The organism is Streptomyces sp. B8-7 (assembly GCF_058833805.1).
On the sequence record NZ_JBYRRL010000001.1, the window covers coordinates 2,090,895 to 2,108,243 of the forward strand.

A 17,349-nucleotide genomic window follows, 5' to 3' on the forward strand; every position below is an offset into this window, starting at 1 on the left:
CCCGCCCGCGCCGCCGCCCCGCCCCCGTCCCGCCCCCGCCCCCGTCCCGCCCCCGCCCGCGTCCCCGCCCCCGTCCCGCCCCCGCCCGCGTCCCGCCCGCCCCGTACCGCACCGTGCAAGGAGTCCGCACCCCCATGACGTCCACCGTGCCCAACGCCGTCGAGCACGCCGACGAGCAGCAGCCGCCGATCACCATGTTCGGCCCGGACTTCCCGTACGCCTACGACGACTTCCTCGCGCACCCGGCGGGCCTGGGCCAGATCCCCGCGACCGAGCACGGCACCGAGGTCGCGGTCATCGGCGGCGGCCTGTCCGGGATCGTCGCCGCCTACGAGCTGATGAAGATGGGTCTCAAGCCCGTCGTCTACGAGGCCGACCGGATCGGCGGCCGGCTGCGCACGGTCGGCTTCGAGGGCTGCGACCCCTCCCTCACCGCCGAGATGGGCGCGATGCGCTTCCCGCCGTCCTCCACCGCCCTCCAGCACTACATCGACCTGGTCGGCCTGGAGACCCGGCCGTTCCCCAACCCGCTCGCCGAGGCCACCCCGTCCACCGTCGTCGACCTCAAGGGCGAGTCCCACTACGCGGAGACCGTCGACGACCTGCCGCAGGTCTACCGCGACGTCGCCGAGGCCTGGAACCGCTGCCTGGAGGAGGGCGCCGACTTCTCCGACATGAACCGCGCCATGCGCGAGCGGGACGTGCCGCGCGTCCGCGAGATCTGGGCCAGGCTCGTCGAGAAGCTCGACAACCAGACCTTCTACGGCTTCCTGTGCGACTCCGAGGCGTTCAGGTCCTTCCGGCACCGTGAGATCTTCGGCCAGGTCGGCTTCGGCACCGGCGGCTGGGACACCGACTTCCCGAACTCCATCCTGGAGATCCTCCGCGTCGTCTACACCGAGGCCGACGACCACCACCGCGGCATCGTCGGCGGCTCCCAGCAACTGCCGCTCAGGCTCTGGGAGCGCGAGCCGGAGAAGATCGTCCACTGGCCGTACGGCACCTCGCTGCAGTCCCTGCACCCGGACGGCGAGCCCCGCCCGGCCGTGACCCGGCTGCACCGCACCGCCGGCAACCGGATCACGGTGACCGACGCGAACGGCGACATCCGCACCTACCCGGCGGCCGTCTTCACCGCCCAGTCCTGGATGCTGCTGTCCAAGATCGACTGCGACGACGCGCTGTTCCCGATCGACCACTGGACGGCGATCGAGCGCACCCACTACATGGAGTCCAGCAAGCTCTTCGTGCCCGTCGACCGGCCGTTCTGGCTGGACAAGGACGAGGAGACGGGCCGGGACGTCATGTCGATGACGCTCACCGACCGCATGACCCGCGGCACCTACCTCCTCGACGACGGCCCCGACAGGCCCGCCGTGATCTGCCTGTCGTACACCTGGTGCGACGACAGCCTGAAGTGGCTGCCGCTGTCCGCGAACGAGCGGATGGAGGTCATGCTGAAGTCGCTCGGCGAGATCTACCCCGGCGTCGACATCCGCAAGCACGTCATCGGCAACCCGGTCACGGTGTCCTGGGAGAACGAGCCCTACTTCATGGGCGCCTTCAAGGCCAACCTGCCGGGGCACTACCGCTACCAGCGCCGCCTGTACACGCACTTCATGCAGGACGCGCTGCCCGAGGACAAGCGCGGCGTCTTCCTCGCCGGCGACGACATCTCCTGGACGGCCGGCTGGGCCGAGGGCGCCGTCCAGACCGCGCTCAACGCCGTGTGGGGCGTCATGCACCACTTCGGCGGGCGGACCGACGCGACCAACCCCGGTCCCGGCGACGTCTTCGACGAGATCGCCCCGGTCGAACTGCCCGAGGACTGACCGGGCGACACGTCAGGCGGGCGCACGGCGGCCGGCGGACGGGCCGCGGCCGGACGGCACCCACGGGCGGGCGGAGCGGGACTCTGCCCGCCCTCGCCCGTGTCCCGCCCCGCACGGCCGGTGCCGCTCACTGCGCACCCCGGCCCCGCACCGCCCCGAGCAGGCCGGCGAGGCCGAGTGCGGTCCGGCAGGGCCCTGAAGGGGCGCGGGGAACCGCGCGACCGGCCACGGCGGCGCCGCGACCGGACGGCGTCATACCCCGGATACCCCGGATACCCCGGATACCCCGGCACCCTCAGCGGAGCGCTCGGTCCGGCAGCGGTGTCAGCAGCATGCGTCCCGCGAAGCCGACCGCGGAGTCCAGCCGTTCCGCGAACCCCTCGGCGACGTCGGGCAGTCCGCGCAGCGCCCACAGCGCGCGGGCCGCGGCCCAGGAGGCGTCCCGGGCGCGCTCCAGGCTCCAGGAGCCCAGCAGATGCGTCAGCGGATCGGCGATCTGCAGCAGGTCGGGGCCCGGCATGAGGTCCTCGCGGATGCGCTCCTCCAGCGCCACGAGGAGATCGCCCACCCGGTCGAACTCGTCCTCCAGGTCGGCCGGTTCGCAGCCCAGGCTACGACAGGCGTCCACCACCGCCAGCGCCAGATCGTGACCGATGTGCGCGTTGATGCCCGCGAGGGCGAACTGCAGCGGACGTACGCCGGGATGCCGGCGGAGCTGGAACAGCGGCCGCCAGCAGGCGGGTGGACGGCCGTCTCCGCCGGCCGCGTCCACGGCCGCCAGATACCGTTCCGCGAACCGCACGTCCAGCGTCACCGCCGCCTCCGGATCGGGGAACCGGCCCGCGTCGATCTGCCGGTCGACCTCCTCGGTCACGGCCAGATAGACGCGGTTGAAGACGGCGACCCCGTCCCGCGCGGGCAGTGTGCCCTCCAGTGCGCGCATCCGCCGGACGACCTCGTCGACGGAGGTGCCCGCGGCTGCGTCCACAGGCGCGTCGACGGGATCGACGTACACGGCGACGGGTGCGGCGACGGGTGCGGTGACGGGTGCGCCGACGGGTGTGGTCAACTGTTCCAACTGCGCCATGACGGCAGCGTCCCAGCCCTAGGCTGGCCGCGGTGCCGACGGGCCCGACGCTTCCCCAGAACGGGGGAACGCGCCCGCCGCGCAGGGAGGGGAGTACAACCGTGGCAGGCAATCGCGCCCGCCGACTGGCCGCGCGCCGCGCCGACCGCAGAGGGGCCGCCCGGCGCAACGCCGTGGCGGCGGCCGCGTCGGTGGTGGCGGTGGTCGGCACCGTCGCCGGCCTGGTGTCCGCGCTCGACGATCGGTCCGCCTCCGACGACGCCCGGCCCGCCCCGTCCGGCGAGTCGCCGCGGCCGGACCGGATCCCGCTCCTGCCGTCGCCTTCGCCGTCCCGCTCCGTGCCGTCGCCGTCCCCCGACCCGTCGCCGACCACCGCCGGGCCGTCGCAGCGGGCGAGCGAGCCCGCCCCCGCCCAGGCCCCCGCCCCCGCCCGGACCGCCGGCGCACCGGCCCCGTCCGGAGACCTCTACCGCCATCCCGACTCCCAGGTGCTCGCGTGGGTGCGCGACAACCCCGGCGACCCGCGCCGCCCGGTGATCGAGTCGAGGATCGCCGCACACCCGGCGGCCGTCTGGTTCGCGGACTACGCGCCGGGCGGCATCACCTCCCGGGTCGCCGCCGTCACCTCCGGCGGGGCCGCACAGGGCCGGGTTCCGGTCGTCGTGCCGTACGTCATCCCGGGCCGCGACTGCGGCGGCTACTCCGAGGGCGGGGCCCCTGACCTGGCCGCCTACGACTCCTGGATCGACGCCTTCGCCGCCGGACTCGGCTCCGCGGAGGTCGTGGTGATCCTGGAGCCCGACTCGGTCGCCCAGTCCGAGTGCCTCTCCGAGACCGCCCGGGCCGGCCGGTTCGCCTCGCTCGCCCGGGCCGGACGCGTGCTGAAGGCGGCCAACCCGCGCGCCCGTGTCTACTTCGACGCGGGCCACTCCGGCTGGCACGACGCGAGCACCCAGGCGGCCCTGCTGCGCCGGGCGGGCGCGGCCTCGGCGGCCTCCTCCGACGGCGTGTTCAGCAACGTGTCCAACTTCCACGCCACCGCCGACGAGGCCGCCTACGACCGCCGGGTGCTGGACGCCCTCGGCGGCCCGGCGGGCCTCGGCGCCGTGATCGACACCAGCCGCAACGGCAACGGCGCCCCGCCGGACGGCGAGTGGTGCGACCCCGACGGCCGTACGCTCGGCCGGACGCCCACCCTGGCCACCGGCGAGGCCCGGATCCACGCCTACCTGTGGGTCAAACTGCCCGGGGAGTCGGACGGCTGCAGGGGCGAGCCGGGCACGTTCAGCCCCTCGTACGCCTACGACCTGGCACGCTGATCCGGCCCGGCAGGGTCCCGGGCGGGCCGGACTCCCGCTGCGGCCCGGCCTACGCCCCGGCGTGGACGTAGGCCGCCCACAGATGCGGCCGGTCCGGGGCGCGTTCGCGCAGCCGGCGGACCGCCGCGTGCAGGGCGTGGGCGGCGCCGGGGCCGGCCGTCGCCCGGCGGTAGAAGTCCCGCGTCACCTCCTCCGCGTGGGTGCTGTCGATGGTCCACAGCGTCCCGATCGCGGCCGGGAAACCCGCCAGCAGGAACGAACTCGTGATGTGGAGGGCTTCGTCGGTGAGGCGCTCGGCGGTGCGCGCGGTGCCGCAGGCGGCCAGGAAGGCCAGCCGCGCGGCCCGCGGGCGGGCCCGGCAGATCTCCAGCACCGAGACCTGCTCCCCGCCCGGCAGATGCAGCAGGGCGCCGGAGGGCTCCGCCGGGTCGGTCGCCGCGTGGCAGCCGAAATGGGCCCAGGAGGCGTCCCGCAGCGCGGCCAGCACGGCCTCCCGGGTGGCCGCCGCGCCGATCAGCAGCCGGTGCGCGCCGAGGAGTCCGGCCGCGTGCCCGGCGGCGGCCGCCATGCCCGGCAGGTCCTCCTCGGGCGCGGCCACCAGCAGCGCCTCCCCGCCGTCCCCGCGGCCGTCGCCCCCGGTGCCGCCCCCGGTGCCGCCCCCGGTGCCGCCGCCCTCGCGCCGCCCGGCCCGCGCCCTGGCGTAGGCCAGCGCACGCAGGCCGGGCACGTACGAGGACACCACCGAGTCGAGGGCGGCTCCGCAGCCGCCCTCGGTACAGTCCGCCGCCGTGCACTGCGCGGCATGCAGCGGCAGGGCGCTGAACGGACCGGTCGGCACCCACCACACGCGCGGCCACCCGCCCTCCCGCGGCCCGGCCCCGGCCGGCAGCCCGGAAGACTCCAGCACCGGCCGTACGACCCGGTGCCAGGTCCACGCCAGGACCGAGCGGACCTCCTCGCCGGCCGCGACCAGCCGGAGCGGGGAGGGCCGGTCGGCGCCCCGGGCGTTGACGGCGTCCACCGCGTCCCGCAGCCGCCGGGCCGTGCCGGCGACCTCGTCGGCACCGGCGTCCAGCCGCACCGCTGAGACCGAGCGGCCGGTGACGACGAGGGCGTGGCAGAAGCGCTTGCCGTGGTTGAGGACGACGACCGGCCCGTCGGCCGCGAGCGCCTTCGCCTGCTCGGCGGTCAGCGGCCGCAGGAAGTCCTCGAAGCCGGGCCGGGACCGGACGCGGCGGACGACGTCGTCGAGTTCCCTCGACGCCCGCAGCCCGGCCAGCCGCGCCCACTCCGCGTCCCCGGGGGTGCCTGTCCCGGACCCCGTCACGGCGCCCGTCCCGGGTGCCGTGTCGAGCAGGTCCGTGAGCCGCTCGAACTCGGCTGCCAGCCCGGGGTGCGCGGTGTACAGCTCGCCGAGGTCGGCGCGCGCCTCGATACGGCGGGCCAGCAGCAGTCCCCGGCCGCGTTCGAGCAGTTCCGCCGTCCGGTCGACCTCGGGTCCGGTGAGGGTGCGGTCCGGGGCGGCGAGGCCCGGGAGGCCGTCGAGGGACCGCCCGGACCCGGCCCTCCGCCGCACCTCCTCCAGCCGTTGCCGCACCCCGGACATCCACGCGATGCCCGCGCGGACCTCCAGGTGGGTCAGCACCAGGTCGACGACCGACCGGATGTCCCCTTCGAACGTCGACAGGCCGTGCTCCGCGGAGGCCTGGTCGCTGCCCCGGTCGGTGACGCGGGCCATCGCCTCGACGGCCCCCTCCAGGTGCTCCAGCGCCACGTCCACCCGCGGGGGCCGCCGGGTCAGCGCCCCCGCCGCGGCACCGATCTGTCCGTGTGCGCGCATCCACACCGGGATCGCGGGGTCGTTCCAGGCGTCCGGGTCCGCCCGCCCTTGCAGACGGGCCAGTACGGGTCCGAACAGCGCGCCGACCGGGTCCGCGGGAACCGCGTCCGCGGCGGCCGGCCGGGGCCCGGCGGCCTGGTCCGGTCCGGTCGGCTCCGCGCCGGCCGGGGCGCGGTGGCCGACGGCCGGGGCCCTCTCGACGGCCTCGGGCAGGCGGCCGAGGCGGGCGATGCGGGCGACCTCGCCCAGCAGGCCGGCCGCGCTCAGCGGGGAGCCGTCCGCGGTCACCGCCGCCACCTCGGCGCTCAGGGCCTCCGCCTCGGTCAACAGCTCCCGCGCCCGGTCGGGTTCGCCGTCGCGCAGGACGAGAGCGCGCTGGAACAGGGCACGGGCGAGCGTCGTCGCGACCACGGCCCGCATCGGGTGCCCGTCCGGACACGCCCGGTACGTGCGGCGGCACTGCTCGACCACGTCGTCCCCGAGGTCGGGGCGCGGGCCGCCGCCCGGTCCGACCGTCTCGACCAGGTCGATGCAGGCCTCGCCCAGCAGGTCGTACCACGGCCGCTCCCCGCCGGCGGGCGCGGGCGCGGCGCGGATGGTCTCGTGCAGGCTGCGGGCGGCCCGGCGGGCCCGTTCGAGCTGGGCCGGTTCATGGCCGAGCAGGTAGTTCTGCAGGGCGTTGTGCAGCTCGGTGCGCGTCGACAGCAGCAGCCGGTCGGTGTCCGTGACGGCCGTGCCGCCGAAGGGGACCCTCTCCTCGGGGCCGAGCGGGCCGGGGGCGGGTGCGGACGCGAGCAGGGCCGCCGCCTCCCGCGCGTCCTCCGCGTCGAAGGTGCCGGTGGACAGCGCGGTGAGGGCGTCGGCGAGGATCCGGTCGAACCCGCCGGGCAGGTCGGGGGTGTGCGCGCGGGCGTAGCGCAGCAGTTCCACGATCTCCCGCAGCCCGGCGGGGTCCGGACGGTGCCCGGTGCGGGCGGACAGGGCGGTGCCGAGCACGCCCGCCAGGTAGGGCCGTACGCCGCTGTCGTCCTCGCCGGTCTGCGCGAGCAGCTCCCGCAGCGCGGCGATGTCGGCGTCGAGGTGCTCGGGGCCGTCCAGGCGGATGTCACTCAGGCGCGTCAACTGCGCCACCAGCGTGCCCAGGTCGTCGGGCAGGCCGTCCTGCGGTTCCGCGTCCTCGCCGCCCGCGGCGACGGCCGACGCGAGCGCGACGGGCAGCGCCGCCGCGAACAGACCGCGGTGCAGCAGGTCCGTCAGCGGGGACCCGGGCGGGGCGCCGTCCGCGGCCTCGGCCGTCAGGTCGCGGCACTCCGCGTCGAGCAGACCGGCGCGGGCGGGCGCGGCCGGGCGCAGGGCCTCGGCCCGCAGCCCGGTGAGGGCCGCCAGGACGGCGACATACGCGGCCCGGCCGGCCCGGCCGGCGGGGAGGGCGGCCAGCGCGTCGCGGTAGCGGGCGATCCGCCCGTCGGCGCTGTTGTCGGGCTCGAACCCGGCGGCCAGGGCGAGGACTTCGAGATCGATGCGGGCCGGAGCCCCCTCACCAGCGGGCAGCAGCCCGGCCCGGCGCTCGAACTGCCCGAGCAGCGGCGCGATCCGCCGGAGCCGGTCCGGGTCGTCGCTGCGGCTCAGTGCCTGCAGTTCGCGGCAGACCGCCAGCAGCTCGCTCTGCTCCTCGCTCAACTGCCCCGTGCCGGCCATCAGTTCGGCGGCCTCCAGGGCGCAGTCCGGGTCGTCGCGCTCGCGGGCGAGCGTGGCGAGCGCCCGGCCGAGGGCCACGGTGACCGCGGTGTGCTCCAGGTGGCCGACGGGCGTCGCCTCCAGGGCCGCGCGCAGCCGCCGTACGGCGCAGGCGAGGCGGCCCGCGTCGTGCTCGGCGGCACCCGCCTCGGCGAGCACCGCGCCGATGCGCAGGTCCCGCTCCCCGGGCCAGGCGACGGGCTGCGCGGCCAGCAGGCGCAGCGAGCGCAGCCCGTCGGCGGTCTCCTCGGTGACGCTGCCCTCGGGGGCGGCCGCGGCCAGCCGTTCGACGCGGGCGAGGGAGGGGGTGCCGAGCAGCCGGGCGCAGTCCACCACCGTGCGCAGGGTGGCCGCGGCGGTGGTCCGCGCCGCGTCCGGGTCGAACAGCTCCGGGTGGGCGGCGATCCGCAGGCACACCGCCCGCCCGTAGCGGGCCGCGGTGAGCAGCCCGTCCGGGTCGGCGTCGAGGGTCAGCCGGCCCAGGTGCACGTCGTGGGCGTGCCCGGCCAGCTCCACGAAGCCCACATGGTCCTCGGCCGCGACGTGTTCGAGGGCGGAGTCCGACCAGGCGGCCGCGGTCCGCAGGGGGCCGGTCCGTGCCGGGCCGGCGGTCTCGGCGTGCGCCGAGCTCACCAGGTGGGCGAACCGTGCCTCGTGGGCGGGGTCGGCCGGGTCGAAGCCCTCCTTGAGCAGGTCGGGGAGGCCCGCGTCCTCCTCCAGCCGCGGCTGGAGGAAGCCGAAGGTTCCCGTCACGACGGCCACGTTCAGTACGGAGTCCGCATCCCCGGCGCCCTCGTGGCGCAGCCAGAACGTCCAGAAGACCGGCGTCAGCGCGGCGAGGTCGACCGGGCCGTCCGGGTCCGGGGTCGCCTCCCGCAGCAGCGACAGGGCGTCGGCCACCGCGTCCGCGGTGCGCAGTGGCGCACGGTCGCGGGCCCCGTGCGCTGCGACGAGACGTTCGACCACGCGTTCCCGAAGCTCGGACATCGCCTCCTACATTAGTCTGACCAGAAGTCAGGGAGCAGGGTTTCAGGGGAAGTCCGGGGAGGCCGTGGTGGGGGACGGGGCGAAGGCGCGCCGGGCGGAGGAGGACGCCGTGGAGTACCTGTGCCGGCATGCCGGGGAACTGCGGCCGCTGATCGCCCCCGGGGTCTGGGCCGCGGCCGCCCCCGTCGTCCGGGACGCCGACCCGGCGGACGCCGCCTGGCGGGAGGCGGTACGCGCGCTGCACGAGGCCGTGGAGTCGGCCGGGGTGCCCGGCGGGCTCGGGCTGCCCGCCGCCATGGGCGTGGGTGACTGGCCCGGCGCCCCCGCCCCGCGGTCGTCCGGCTGGGTCTGCCCCGGGCGGCGCTGCGCGCGGGTGGAGCTGCGCGACGGCGCCGCGTCCCCGGACCCGGTCTGCGCGCTGGACGGCGGGCCCATGCGGCGGGTGGACGGCTGACCGCGGTGGGCCTGCTGATCGAGTTCCAGAAGCGGATACCCGACGGCTGGTTCCTGCGCCGGCTGCTGCCCGCCGCGCTGTTCGTCACCGTCGCCGCCGTCGGCGGCGGGGAGCTCGGCCAGTCCCGCTGGAACGACGTCTCCCTCGCGCACGAGCGGATCGCCGCCGCGCTGCGGGCGGGCGGCGGCCCCTCCGCGGACGCCGCCGCCTCGCTCGTGCTGTTCGCGGTGCCGGTGGTCGCGGCCGCCTTCGCCGTGCCGTATGCGGGGGCCGCGTTCGGCACGCTGGCGTCGGGGGCCTGGCCGTGGTGGCTGATGCCGCTGGGCCGCCGGGTGACCGCGTGGCGGCAGCGGCGCTGGGCGGAGCCCGACACGCTGGCCCGGCGTGCCGTACGGGCCCGCGCCGACGGCCGCGGGCTGCGCGCCGACCGGCTCGACTCGCGGGCCGCCCTGGCGCGTTCCGCCGGCCCGCCGTGCTGCCCGACGTGGTCGGGCGACCGGTTGCGCCGCACCGAGGCGAACGTCACCCGGGACACCGGGGGCGATGTCGCGGCCGGGTGGACCGCGCTGCTGCTCGGCGCCCAGGATCCGCCGCGGGCCGCGCTGGCCGAGGCCCGGGACGCCTACGACGCGGCCTGCGAGGCACTCGCCTGGGGCGTGGCCTTCACCGTGCTGGGTGCCTGGTGGTGGCCCGCGGCGCCGGCCGGCGCCGTCCTCGGCCTGGCCTCCTGGCGCTCCCTGCGGCTCGCGGTGCACACGCTGTGCCGGACGACCGAGGCGGCGTTCACCCTGCGCGAGGCGGACCGGGCAGCTCACCCGGACCGGGCGGACCGGGCGGACCACGCGGCGCCCCGGACGGACGGGACGGACCGGGCGGGCCGGAGGGGTGCGGGGCCGGTCTGAGCGCCGGCGCCCTGCGGAGTGCGGGTGGCCGTGCCGTCCTGCCGGTGTCGGGCGGGTGTCCGTCCGGTGCGTCCGGTGCGTCCGGTCCGTCCGGCGGAGCCGTTCCCGGAGCGGCCGGCCCGGAGCGGTGCGGCGGGTGCCTGCGGCGGCGCCCCGCAGTGGCTGCCCGGGGCGGCCGCTCGCCGGGGCCCGGGGTGCGTGTCCGGGGGCGAGCCCGGAGTGTGCGCCTGGTGCGGCCGGACGCCCGGACCACCGGATGAGCGACCGCTTAGGATGAGGTGGTTGATCCGTCCACCACAGGAGTTCCGCCCGTGACCGCCGAAGCCCCGACCGTGCCCGCCCTCTCGTACGGCCGGCTCATCCCGGTCACCGTCCACTTCGACGACCTCGACGCACTCGGCCTGCTGCACAACGCCCGCTACCCGCTGCTGGTCGAACGGGCCTGGGTCGAGCTGTGGCAGAGCCAGGGCTTCGTGTTCGACGGCGACTGGGCGGCGGCCGGCGACGTCTGCAGCGCGGTCAAGGAGCTGACCATCGGCTACGACGCCCCCGTCACCCGCGCCGGCGCCTACGCCGTCCACGTGTGGCTGGAGCGCCTGGGCACCACCGGCCTCACCTACGGCTTCCGCTTCTGCTCCGCCGACGGCGCCACGACCTACGCCCACGGCACCCGTGTGCTGGTCCGGCTGGACGCGGCCACCCTGCGCCCGGCGCCCTGGAGCGAGCGCTTCAGGGCCGTGGGCCGGACACTGCTTCGGCCGGACGGCTCGTGACCTTCGGCCGGCCGCGGTCCCCGGTGCGCAGTACCCCCGCGAGCAGGGCGAGCGATCCCGCCAGCGCGGTCACCACGGCGAAGGACACCGTCAGACTGGTCGCCTCGGCCAGCCCGCCGGTCGCCCCCGGTGCGACCAGCCCCGAGGTGTAGGTGATGGTCGCGACGCCGGCGATGGCCTGACTGGGGCTGGGTCCGCTGCGGCCGGCCGCAGCGAAGCAGAGCGGGACGACGACCGCGACGCCCAGCCCGGTCAGCGCGAACCCCGCCATCGCGACGGCCGGGTGGCCGGCCAGCACGATCAGCACCCCGCCGAGCCCGGCGAGCACCCCGCCCGCGCGGACCGTGCGGACGGCGCCGTACCGGTCGACCACCGCGTCGCCCGCCAGCCGGGCCACCGCCATGGTCAGGGTGAAGCCCGTCGTGCAGGCGGCGGCCAGCCCCGCCGAGGCCTCCAGCCGGTCCTTGAGGTACACCGCCGACCAGTCCAGGCTCGCGCCCTCCGCGAACACCGCGCAGAAGCCGACGGCGCCGATCAGCAGGGCCGACCGGGGCGGCAGCGTGAACCGTGGCGGCGGCTCCTCGTCCTCGGTGGGCTGCAGGTCCAGCACCCCGGCGCAGGCGGCGAAGCCGAGCACGGTCAGCACGGCCGCCGCCGCCGCGTGGTGCACCCGGGCGTCCGTGCCGAGATGGGCGGCGAAGGTGCCGCCCACCGAGCCCAGCAGGGCGCCGGCGCTCCACATGCCGTGCAGCCCCGACATGATCGAGTGGCCCAGGCGGTTCTCCGTCTCCACACCGAGCGCGTTCATCGCCACGTCGGACATGCCGGCCGTGGCACCGAAGACGAACAGGGCCAGGCAGAGCGACACCACGCCCGGCGCCTGGGAGGGCAGGACCAGCGCCAGCGTCCACAGGGCGAGCAGCCCGCGCAGCGCGGTGCGGGCACCGAAGCGGTGGCTGATCCGGCCCGCGAGCGGCATGGCGACCGACGCGCCCAGTGCGGGGAAGGCGAGGGCCAGTCCGAGCTGACCCGGGCCGACCGAGGCGTGCTCCTGGATCCAGGGCACCCGCGTCGCGAACGAGCCGGTCGCCGCGCCGTGCACGGCGAACACGGCGGCCACCCCGTAGCGGGCGCGGACCACCGCGCGTCGGTCCACGGCGTCCGGCGCGCCGTGCCCGGACGCCCCGTGGCCCGGACCACCGGCGCCGGCCTCCTCGGCGCCCGGCCCCTCGGCGCCCGGCCCTTCGGCGCCCGGCACCCCGGCACCCGACACCACGTCACCCATCGGCTGTCCCTCCCCGGACGCGCGCCCCGGCGGCGGGCGTCGAGGCCGTAAACTATCAGGGAGCCTGCCTGATAGGTAGTGGGCTTCCCGGACACCCGCCGGGGACGGTGGGGCAGGGGCGCGCCCGCCCCTGTCGGCGGTCCGGCCGGCACTCCGGTCCGCGGTCCGCCCCCGTCCTGTCCGTCGGCCGTGATCCCCGCGGCCCCGTGCGTCTGGAAGGATCCCGGCATGGCCGCATCCCCGAGCATCGCCCGAGCCCTCAACGACCGTCTCGCCCTGCGCCTGCTGCAGGAGGAGGGCCCTCTGACGGCGGCGCAGCTCAAGCGGCTCACCGGACTGTCCCGGCCCACGGTCGCCGATCTCGTCGAACGGCTCACCGCCGCCGGACTGGTCACCGTGGTCGGCGAGGCCGGCGCCCGGCGCCGCGGCCCCAACGCCAAGCTCTACGGCATCGTCGCGGGGCGTGCGCATCTCGCGGCCCTCGACGTGCGCACCGAGGGCGTCGCCGTGATCGTCTCCGATCTGGTGGGCCGGGTGCTCGCGGAGGCGTCCGTGCCGATCGGCGGCGACACGGGCACCGGCCCGGCGGTGGAGCAGGCCGTGATGCTGGTCGAGCGCACGGTGAAGGAGGCCGGAGCCGACCGGCTGCACACCGTCGGCATCGGGGCGCCCGGACTGATCGACCCGGCGGGCGGCGAGCTGCGCGACACCACCAAGCTGCCCGAGTGGCACCGCCACCTGGTCGCCGCGCTCCAGGAGCGGCTGCCGGAAGCCCGGATCAGCGTGGAGAACGAGACCAACCTCGCCGCCCTGGCCGAGCAGCGCGAGGGCGCGGCGCGTGACCGCGACACCTTCGTGCTGCTGTGGCTCGGCCACGGTACGGGCGCCGCCGTCGTCCTCGACGGCGCCCTGCGGCGCGGTGCCTCCGGCGGCACCGGGGAGATCGGCTTCCTGCCCGTGCCCGGCACCGACACCCTTCCCTCCCGTACCGACTGCGGCGGCGGGTTCCACTCCCTCGCCGGGGCGGCCGCGGTCGAGCGCCTGGCGGGGGAGTACGGCATCCCGGGCGAGGCCGTCGGGGAGGCACCGGCGGCCGCGCAGATGGTCCGGGCGGCGGTGGCCCTGGAGGCAAGGGGTGCGTACCCGGGCACCGTTGCGCCCTCGGGTGCCGGCCCGGGCGGGAGCGCCGGTCCGGGCGGGAGCGCCGACGCGGCCGGGAGCGCCGGCGCGCGGCCGGGCGCCGCCGGGGACGGGGTCCTCCCCGCCGGGGTCCCCGCTCGCGGGGCCTCCCGCTTCCTCGACGCGCTCGCCGACCGCCTCGCCATCGGCGTCGCCTCCGTCACCGCCCTGCTCGACCCGGGCTGCGTCGTGCTCGGCGGGGAGGTGGGCCAGGCCGGGGGCGAGGTGCTCGCCCGCCGGGTCCAGGAGCGGGCCCGGCTGATGTCCCCGCTGGACACCGAGGTCCGGCCGAGCGGCCTGGGCGGCGGTGCCGTGCTGCGCGGCGCCCTGCTCACCGCCCGGGACCGGGCCCAGGACGAACTGTTCGCACCCCCTCGGCGGTGACCGGCCGCCGCCGGACCGGCCGGTCAGGCAGCGCCGCCGGCTCGGAACCTGCGCGCGAGGTACTCCTCGAAGGTCCCCTTCCCCACGGCCCGCTCCGGTGCGAGGTGGCCGCCGGCCCGGAACCCGCGGTAGGCCGCGCCCCACAGGGGCACGTTCAGCACGGCCCGGCGGCGGCCGGCCGCGGCCAGATAGGCGCGGGCCAGCGACTCGAAGGTCCGCACCTCGGGCCCGCCCATGTCCTCGGCCCGCCCCACGGGTGCGCCGGCCGCCAGCTCCGCCAGCCGGCCGGCCGCCTCGGCCGCCTCGACGGGCTGCACCCGCAGCCGCGCGGGCAGCAGCAGCACCGGCGACCTGGCCAGCATGCCGAACAGCCGGGCCGGCAGATCGTGGAACTGGGTGGTGCGCAGGACGGTCCAGCCCAGCCCCGACTCCTCCACCAGCCGCTCCACGGCGAGCTTGGTGCGGTAGTAGGCGAACGGCACCCGGTCCACGCCGACGATGGAGATGTACACCAGATGCCGTACACCGGCTCCCCGCGCGGCGGCGATCAGGTGCGCCGCCGCCGTCTCGTCCCCGCGCGGCGACGAGGCGCAGTGCACGATCGCGTCCACGCCCGCCACCGCCTCGTCCAGCCGGCTGCCGCCCTCGCGCAGGTCGACGGCGTACGGCCGCGCGTGCCGGCTGAGCACCCGCACCGTGTGCCCGTCCTGCCGCAGTCGCTCGGTGACGAGGCGGCCGAGGGTTCCGGTGCCGCCGGTCACCAGGATCGTGGTCATGAACTCACTCTGCCAGAAGGCCTCCCCGCCCGCCGCGGGCGGGAAGCCACGGGTCAGGGAGGGCCGGCGCCGGCGCGAGGCCCGGGCGCGGCCCGGCCCCCGGTACGGCGCGGCTCCGGGCCCGCGTTCCGGGGCGACCGGCTCGGGCGGCCGGCGTCCGCCGGCGGACCCCGCCGGGCGGACCGGGGCCCGGTCGGTGAAGAGGACCCGGCGGCGGGGCAAGGGCCGTCGTCACCCGCCGCCGGGCCCGTCGCGGAGGGGGTCAGCAGGCGCCGAGGTCCTGCCACACACCCCACTCGCCGGTGGTGCCGGGCTCCTCGCCCCGCGTCCACCACTTGGCCTTCCACGTGTGACCCCGATAGGAGACCGAGGTGCCGCCCGTGTACACACCGGTGGAGTTCCAGACCGGCGCCGTACAGCTGCCGCCGGTCGGGGTCGGGGTCGGGGTCGGGGTCGGGGTCGGCGTCCCGGTGCCCGTCGGGGTCGGAGTCGGTGTGGGCGTCGGGGTCGCAGTGGGGGTCGCAGTGGGGGTCGGAGTGGGGGTGGCCGTCGGGGTCGGGGTGGGCGTCGCCGTGCCCGGGTCGACCAGGGTGGTGCCCCGGGCCAGGTCACCGGCCAGGGCGTACGTCTTCCCGCCGAAGGCCACCGTCCAGTTCGACGGCGTGGACACCGGCAGGTAGTAGACGAAGTCCACTTCCACCGAGGCGCCGGGCGCCACCGTCTGCCAGCCCGGCAGCTTCAGCGACACGCGGTGGTAGGTGCCCTTCAGTCCGCCGACGTTGGAGCCGGTGTGGTCGCTGCGGATCACCGAGGTGCCCCAGCCGGACTGGTCCTTGGCGTTCGCGGGCGCCGAGGTGCTGTAGTCGAACTGGAACTCCGTGCCGCCCGGCAGTGTCGCCGAGGTGTTGTTGGTGATCTTCAGCTTGGGGCTGATGGGGTAGTTGGAGTCGCCGAGCGGGAACTTCCCGAAGTCCACCGCGATGTCGACCGCCTGGGAGGGCAGACCGACGGTGGAACGCTCGGCTCCGTACGGAGCGGCGCTCCTGAACTTCTCGTACATCGCTGTGGTCAGGGTCGAGCCCGGCTCGTACTGGCCCTTGGCCGCGTTCCAGCCGTAGTCGCCCGCGAGCTCCCACACCATCGTCCCGCCGATGCCGTGGTCGACGACGTAGTCCGCCTTGGCGTTCACCGACTGCTCGTCCTCGGTGGACAGGAACACCTTCTTCTCCGCGTTCCACAGCCAGGGCGCGACCAGCGACGCGCTGTACTTCCGGGCGTAGGTGCCGGTCAGCGTGGTGTCCGCGGGGAAGCCGTACCGGGTGACGTAGTCGCCGACGACGCCCTTCTCCAGGTTCTTGGCGTGCCACATCGGGTTCGAACCCGCGGGCGACTCCTTGCCCTCGGTGTCCAGGTCGTGCCAGAGGTTGTCGATGCCCAAGGCGCCGTCACCGCACTGGGTCAGGCCGGAGCCGGCCGGGCAGGAGGTGGCGGAGGCCCTGCCCCACAGCCCGTCCGTTCCGCCGGTGACGTTCTTGAAGCCGCGGGTGTAGTAGGGCAGGCCGATGTTGATCCGGCCGGCCGGCATCGAACCGCGGAAGTAGTGGTAGGCCCAGTCGGTGTTCAGGTAGCCGATTCCGCCGTACTGGGACGTGGTGTACACGCCCGCCGCGGCGAGTTCGGAGTCCTTTCCGTCGTCGAACAGCGAGGCGTTCGGACCGACGTGCTCGTTCCAGGCGCCGTGCAGGTCGTAGGACATGATGTTCACGTAGTCCAGGTACTTCTGGACCTGGAACGTCTCCATGCCGCGCAGCAGATAGCCCGAGGACGGCGCCGCCACCGACAGCAGGTAGTGCCTGCCGTCGGCCGCTCCCGCCCGGTCGAGCCTCTCGCGCAGTGTCTTCATCAGGGCCGCGTAGCCCTTGACCAGCCCGGCCCGGCGGGCGTTGGCGAGGGACCAGTCGAGCGGGTTGCCCGCGTCCTTCATGGTCGTCGGGTACTCGTAGTCGATGTCGACGCCGTTGAACCCGTACTTCCTGATGAAGGCGACCGCGGAGTCCGCGAAGGTGTCGATGCCCGCCTGGTTCACCGATCCGTCCGCCCTGGTGGCCATCGAGTAGAAGCCGCCGGAGTCCACCCGGCTGCCGTCGTCCGCGAAGTACCCGCCGGTCTCCGCCCAGCCGCCGACGGAGACGAGCGTCCTGACGTCCGGGTGCTGCTTCTTGAACTTGTTCAGCAGGTTGAAATGTCCCTGGTAGGTGAACGACGGGTCCATCTCGGCACCGGCCACACCCGGCCAGGTCATCCCGGTGGCGGCGTTGTCCGCGCCGTCCGGGCCCACGGAGATCTTGTTCGCGCCGTCGACGTGCGCGAACGCGTAGTTGAGATGGGTGACCTTGTCCCACGGGATGTCGGAGGCGAGATAGGCGGGCGTGCCGTCCTTGCCGGTCCGCCAGCCGGTGAAGTAGCCGATCACCCGGCGCTGGTGGTCGGCGCCCATCTTCTCGCGCCCGTCGGCGTCGTAGACGGAGCAGTACGGGACCTCGACGCCGGGCGTCCGGTAGAGCCCGTCGGGGCGACAGGACTCCTGGTCGGCGGCGTGCGAGACGGTGGCCGGCAGGCCGGCCAGCAGGAGGCCCGCGACCGCGGCCGCGGCGGCGAACAGGGCGGGTCTCACGACGTCGCGCGAGCGCGCGGTGGTGCGTGAAGGCGACAGCAAGGCGGTTCCTCTCCACGGAAGTTGCGCAGACCCTAGAGAGGACTAGACCAATGAGTCAATAGGTATGGACCAACTCCG

At 76.0% G+C, this 17,349-nt stretch carries 11 protein-coding genes; 6 read left to right on the plus strand and 5 right to left on the minus strand.

All coding sequences use genetic code 11. The features are described from left to right. Positions 1-134 precede the first annotated feature (134 nt). Positions 135-1,832 carry a flavin monoamine oxidase family protein gene (locus AC5K6T_RS08840; protein ID WP_493207157.1) on the plus strand — a complete coding sequence of 566 codons (1,698 nt, stop codon included), beginning with the start codon at positions 135-137 and terminating at the stop codon, positions 1,830-1,832. A gap of 295 nt (positions 1,833-2,127) precedes the next feature. On the opposite strand, the gene AC5K6T_RS08845 is transcribed toward AC5K6T_RS08840, so the two are convergent. After that, positions 2,128-2,919, minus strand: coding sequence for a DUF5995 family protein (locus AC5K6T_RS08845; protein ID WP_493207159.1), 792 nt, complete (start codon positions 2,917-2,919; stop codon positions 2,128-2,130). Between the two features lie 173 nt (positions 2,920-3,092). Here AC5K6T_RS08845 and AC5K6T_RS08850 point away from each other — a divergent pair, with 173 nt between their 5' ends. Further along, positions 3,093-4,238, plus strand: coding sequence for a glycoside hydrolase family 6 protein (locus tag AC5K6T_RS08850; RefSeq protein ID WP_493207426.1), 1,146 nt, complete (start codon positions 3,093-3,095; stop codon positions 4,236-4,238). Positions 4,239-4,287: 49 nt separating this feature from the next. On the opposite strand, the gene AC5K6T_RS08855 is transcribed toward AC5K6T_RS08850, so the two are convergent. Next, positions 4,288-8,802 carry a CHAT domain-containing protein gene (locus AC5K6T_RS08855; protein WP_493207161.1) on the minus strand — a complete coding sequence of 1,505 codons (4,515 nt, stop codon included), beginning with the start codon at positions 8,800-8,802 and terminating at the stop codon, positions 4,288-4,290. A gap of 67 nt (positions 8,803-8,869) precedes the next feature. Here AC5K6T_RS08855 and AC5K6T_RS08860 point away from each other — a divergent pair, with 67 nt between their 5' ends. From AC5K6T_RS08860 to AC5K6T_RS08870, 3 genes are all read left to right on the plus strand, one after another. Beyond that, complete coding sequence (locus AC5K6T_RS08860) at positions 8,870-9,256, plus strand: hypothetical protein (RefSeq protein WP_493207163.1); 387 nt, start codon at positions 8,870-8,872, stop codon at positions 9,254-9,256. Positions 9,257-9,261: 5 nt separating this feature from the next. After that, on the plus strand, positions 9,262-10,158 hold the full coding sequence (locus tag AC5K6T_RS08865; protein ID WP_493207165.1) for a hypothetical protein: 897 nt from the start codon (positions 9,262-9,264) through the stop codon (positions 10,156-10,158). 311 nt (positions 10,159-10,469) lie between these two features. Further along, a complete protein-coding gene (locus AC5K6T_RS08870; protein ID WP_493207167.1) occupies positions 10,470-10,931 on the plus strand; it encodes an acyl-CoA thioesterase in 462 nt (153 codons plus the stop codon). Here AC5K6T_RS08870 and AC5K6T_RS08875 read toward each other — a convergent pair. Further along, positions 10,888-12,216, minus strand: coding sequence for an MFS transporter (locus tag AC5K6T_RS08875; protein WP_493207169.1), 1,329 nt, complete (start codon positions 12,214-12,216; stop codon positions 10,888-10,890). The genes AC5K6T_RS08870 and AC5K6T_RS08875 overlap by 44 nt on opposite strands. 228 nt (positions 12,217-12,444) lie before the next feature. Between AC5K6T_RS08875 and AC5K6T_RS08880 the strand changes: the two genes are divergently transcribed. Next, positions 12,445-13,779 (plus strand): ROK family transcriptional regulator, encoded by a 1,335-nt coding sequence (locus AC5K6T_RS08880; protein WP_493207171.1) that lies wholly within the window; start codon positions 12,445-12,447, stop codon positions 13,777-13,779. A 23-nt stretch (positions 13,780-13,802) separates the two neighbouring features. Here AC5K6T_RS08880 and AC5K6T_RS08885 read toward each other — a convergent pair whose 3' ends face one another. Both AC5K6T_RS08885 and AC5K6T_RS08890 read right to left on the minus strand, forming a co-directional pair. Continuing rightward, a complete protein-coding gene (locus AC5K6T_RS08885) occupies positions 13,803-14,555 on the minus strand; it encodes an SDR family oxidoreductase (protein WP_493207172.1) in 753 nt (250 codons plus the stop codon). Between the two features lie 262 nt (positions 14,556-14,817). Next, positions 14,818-17,271 carry a chitinase C-terminal domain-containing protein gene (locus AC5K6T_RS08890; RefSeq protein ID WP_493207173.1) on the minus strand — a complete coding sequence of 818 codons (2,454 nt, stop codon included), beginning with the start codon at positions 17,269-17,271 and terminating at the stop codon, positions 14,818-14,820. Positions 17,272-17,349: the final 78 nt, after the last annotated feature.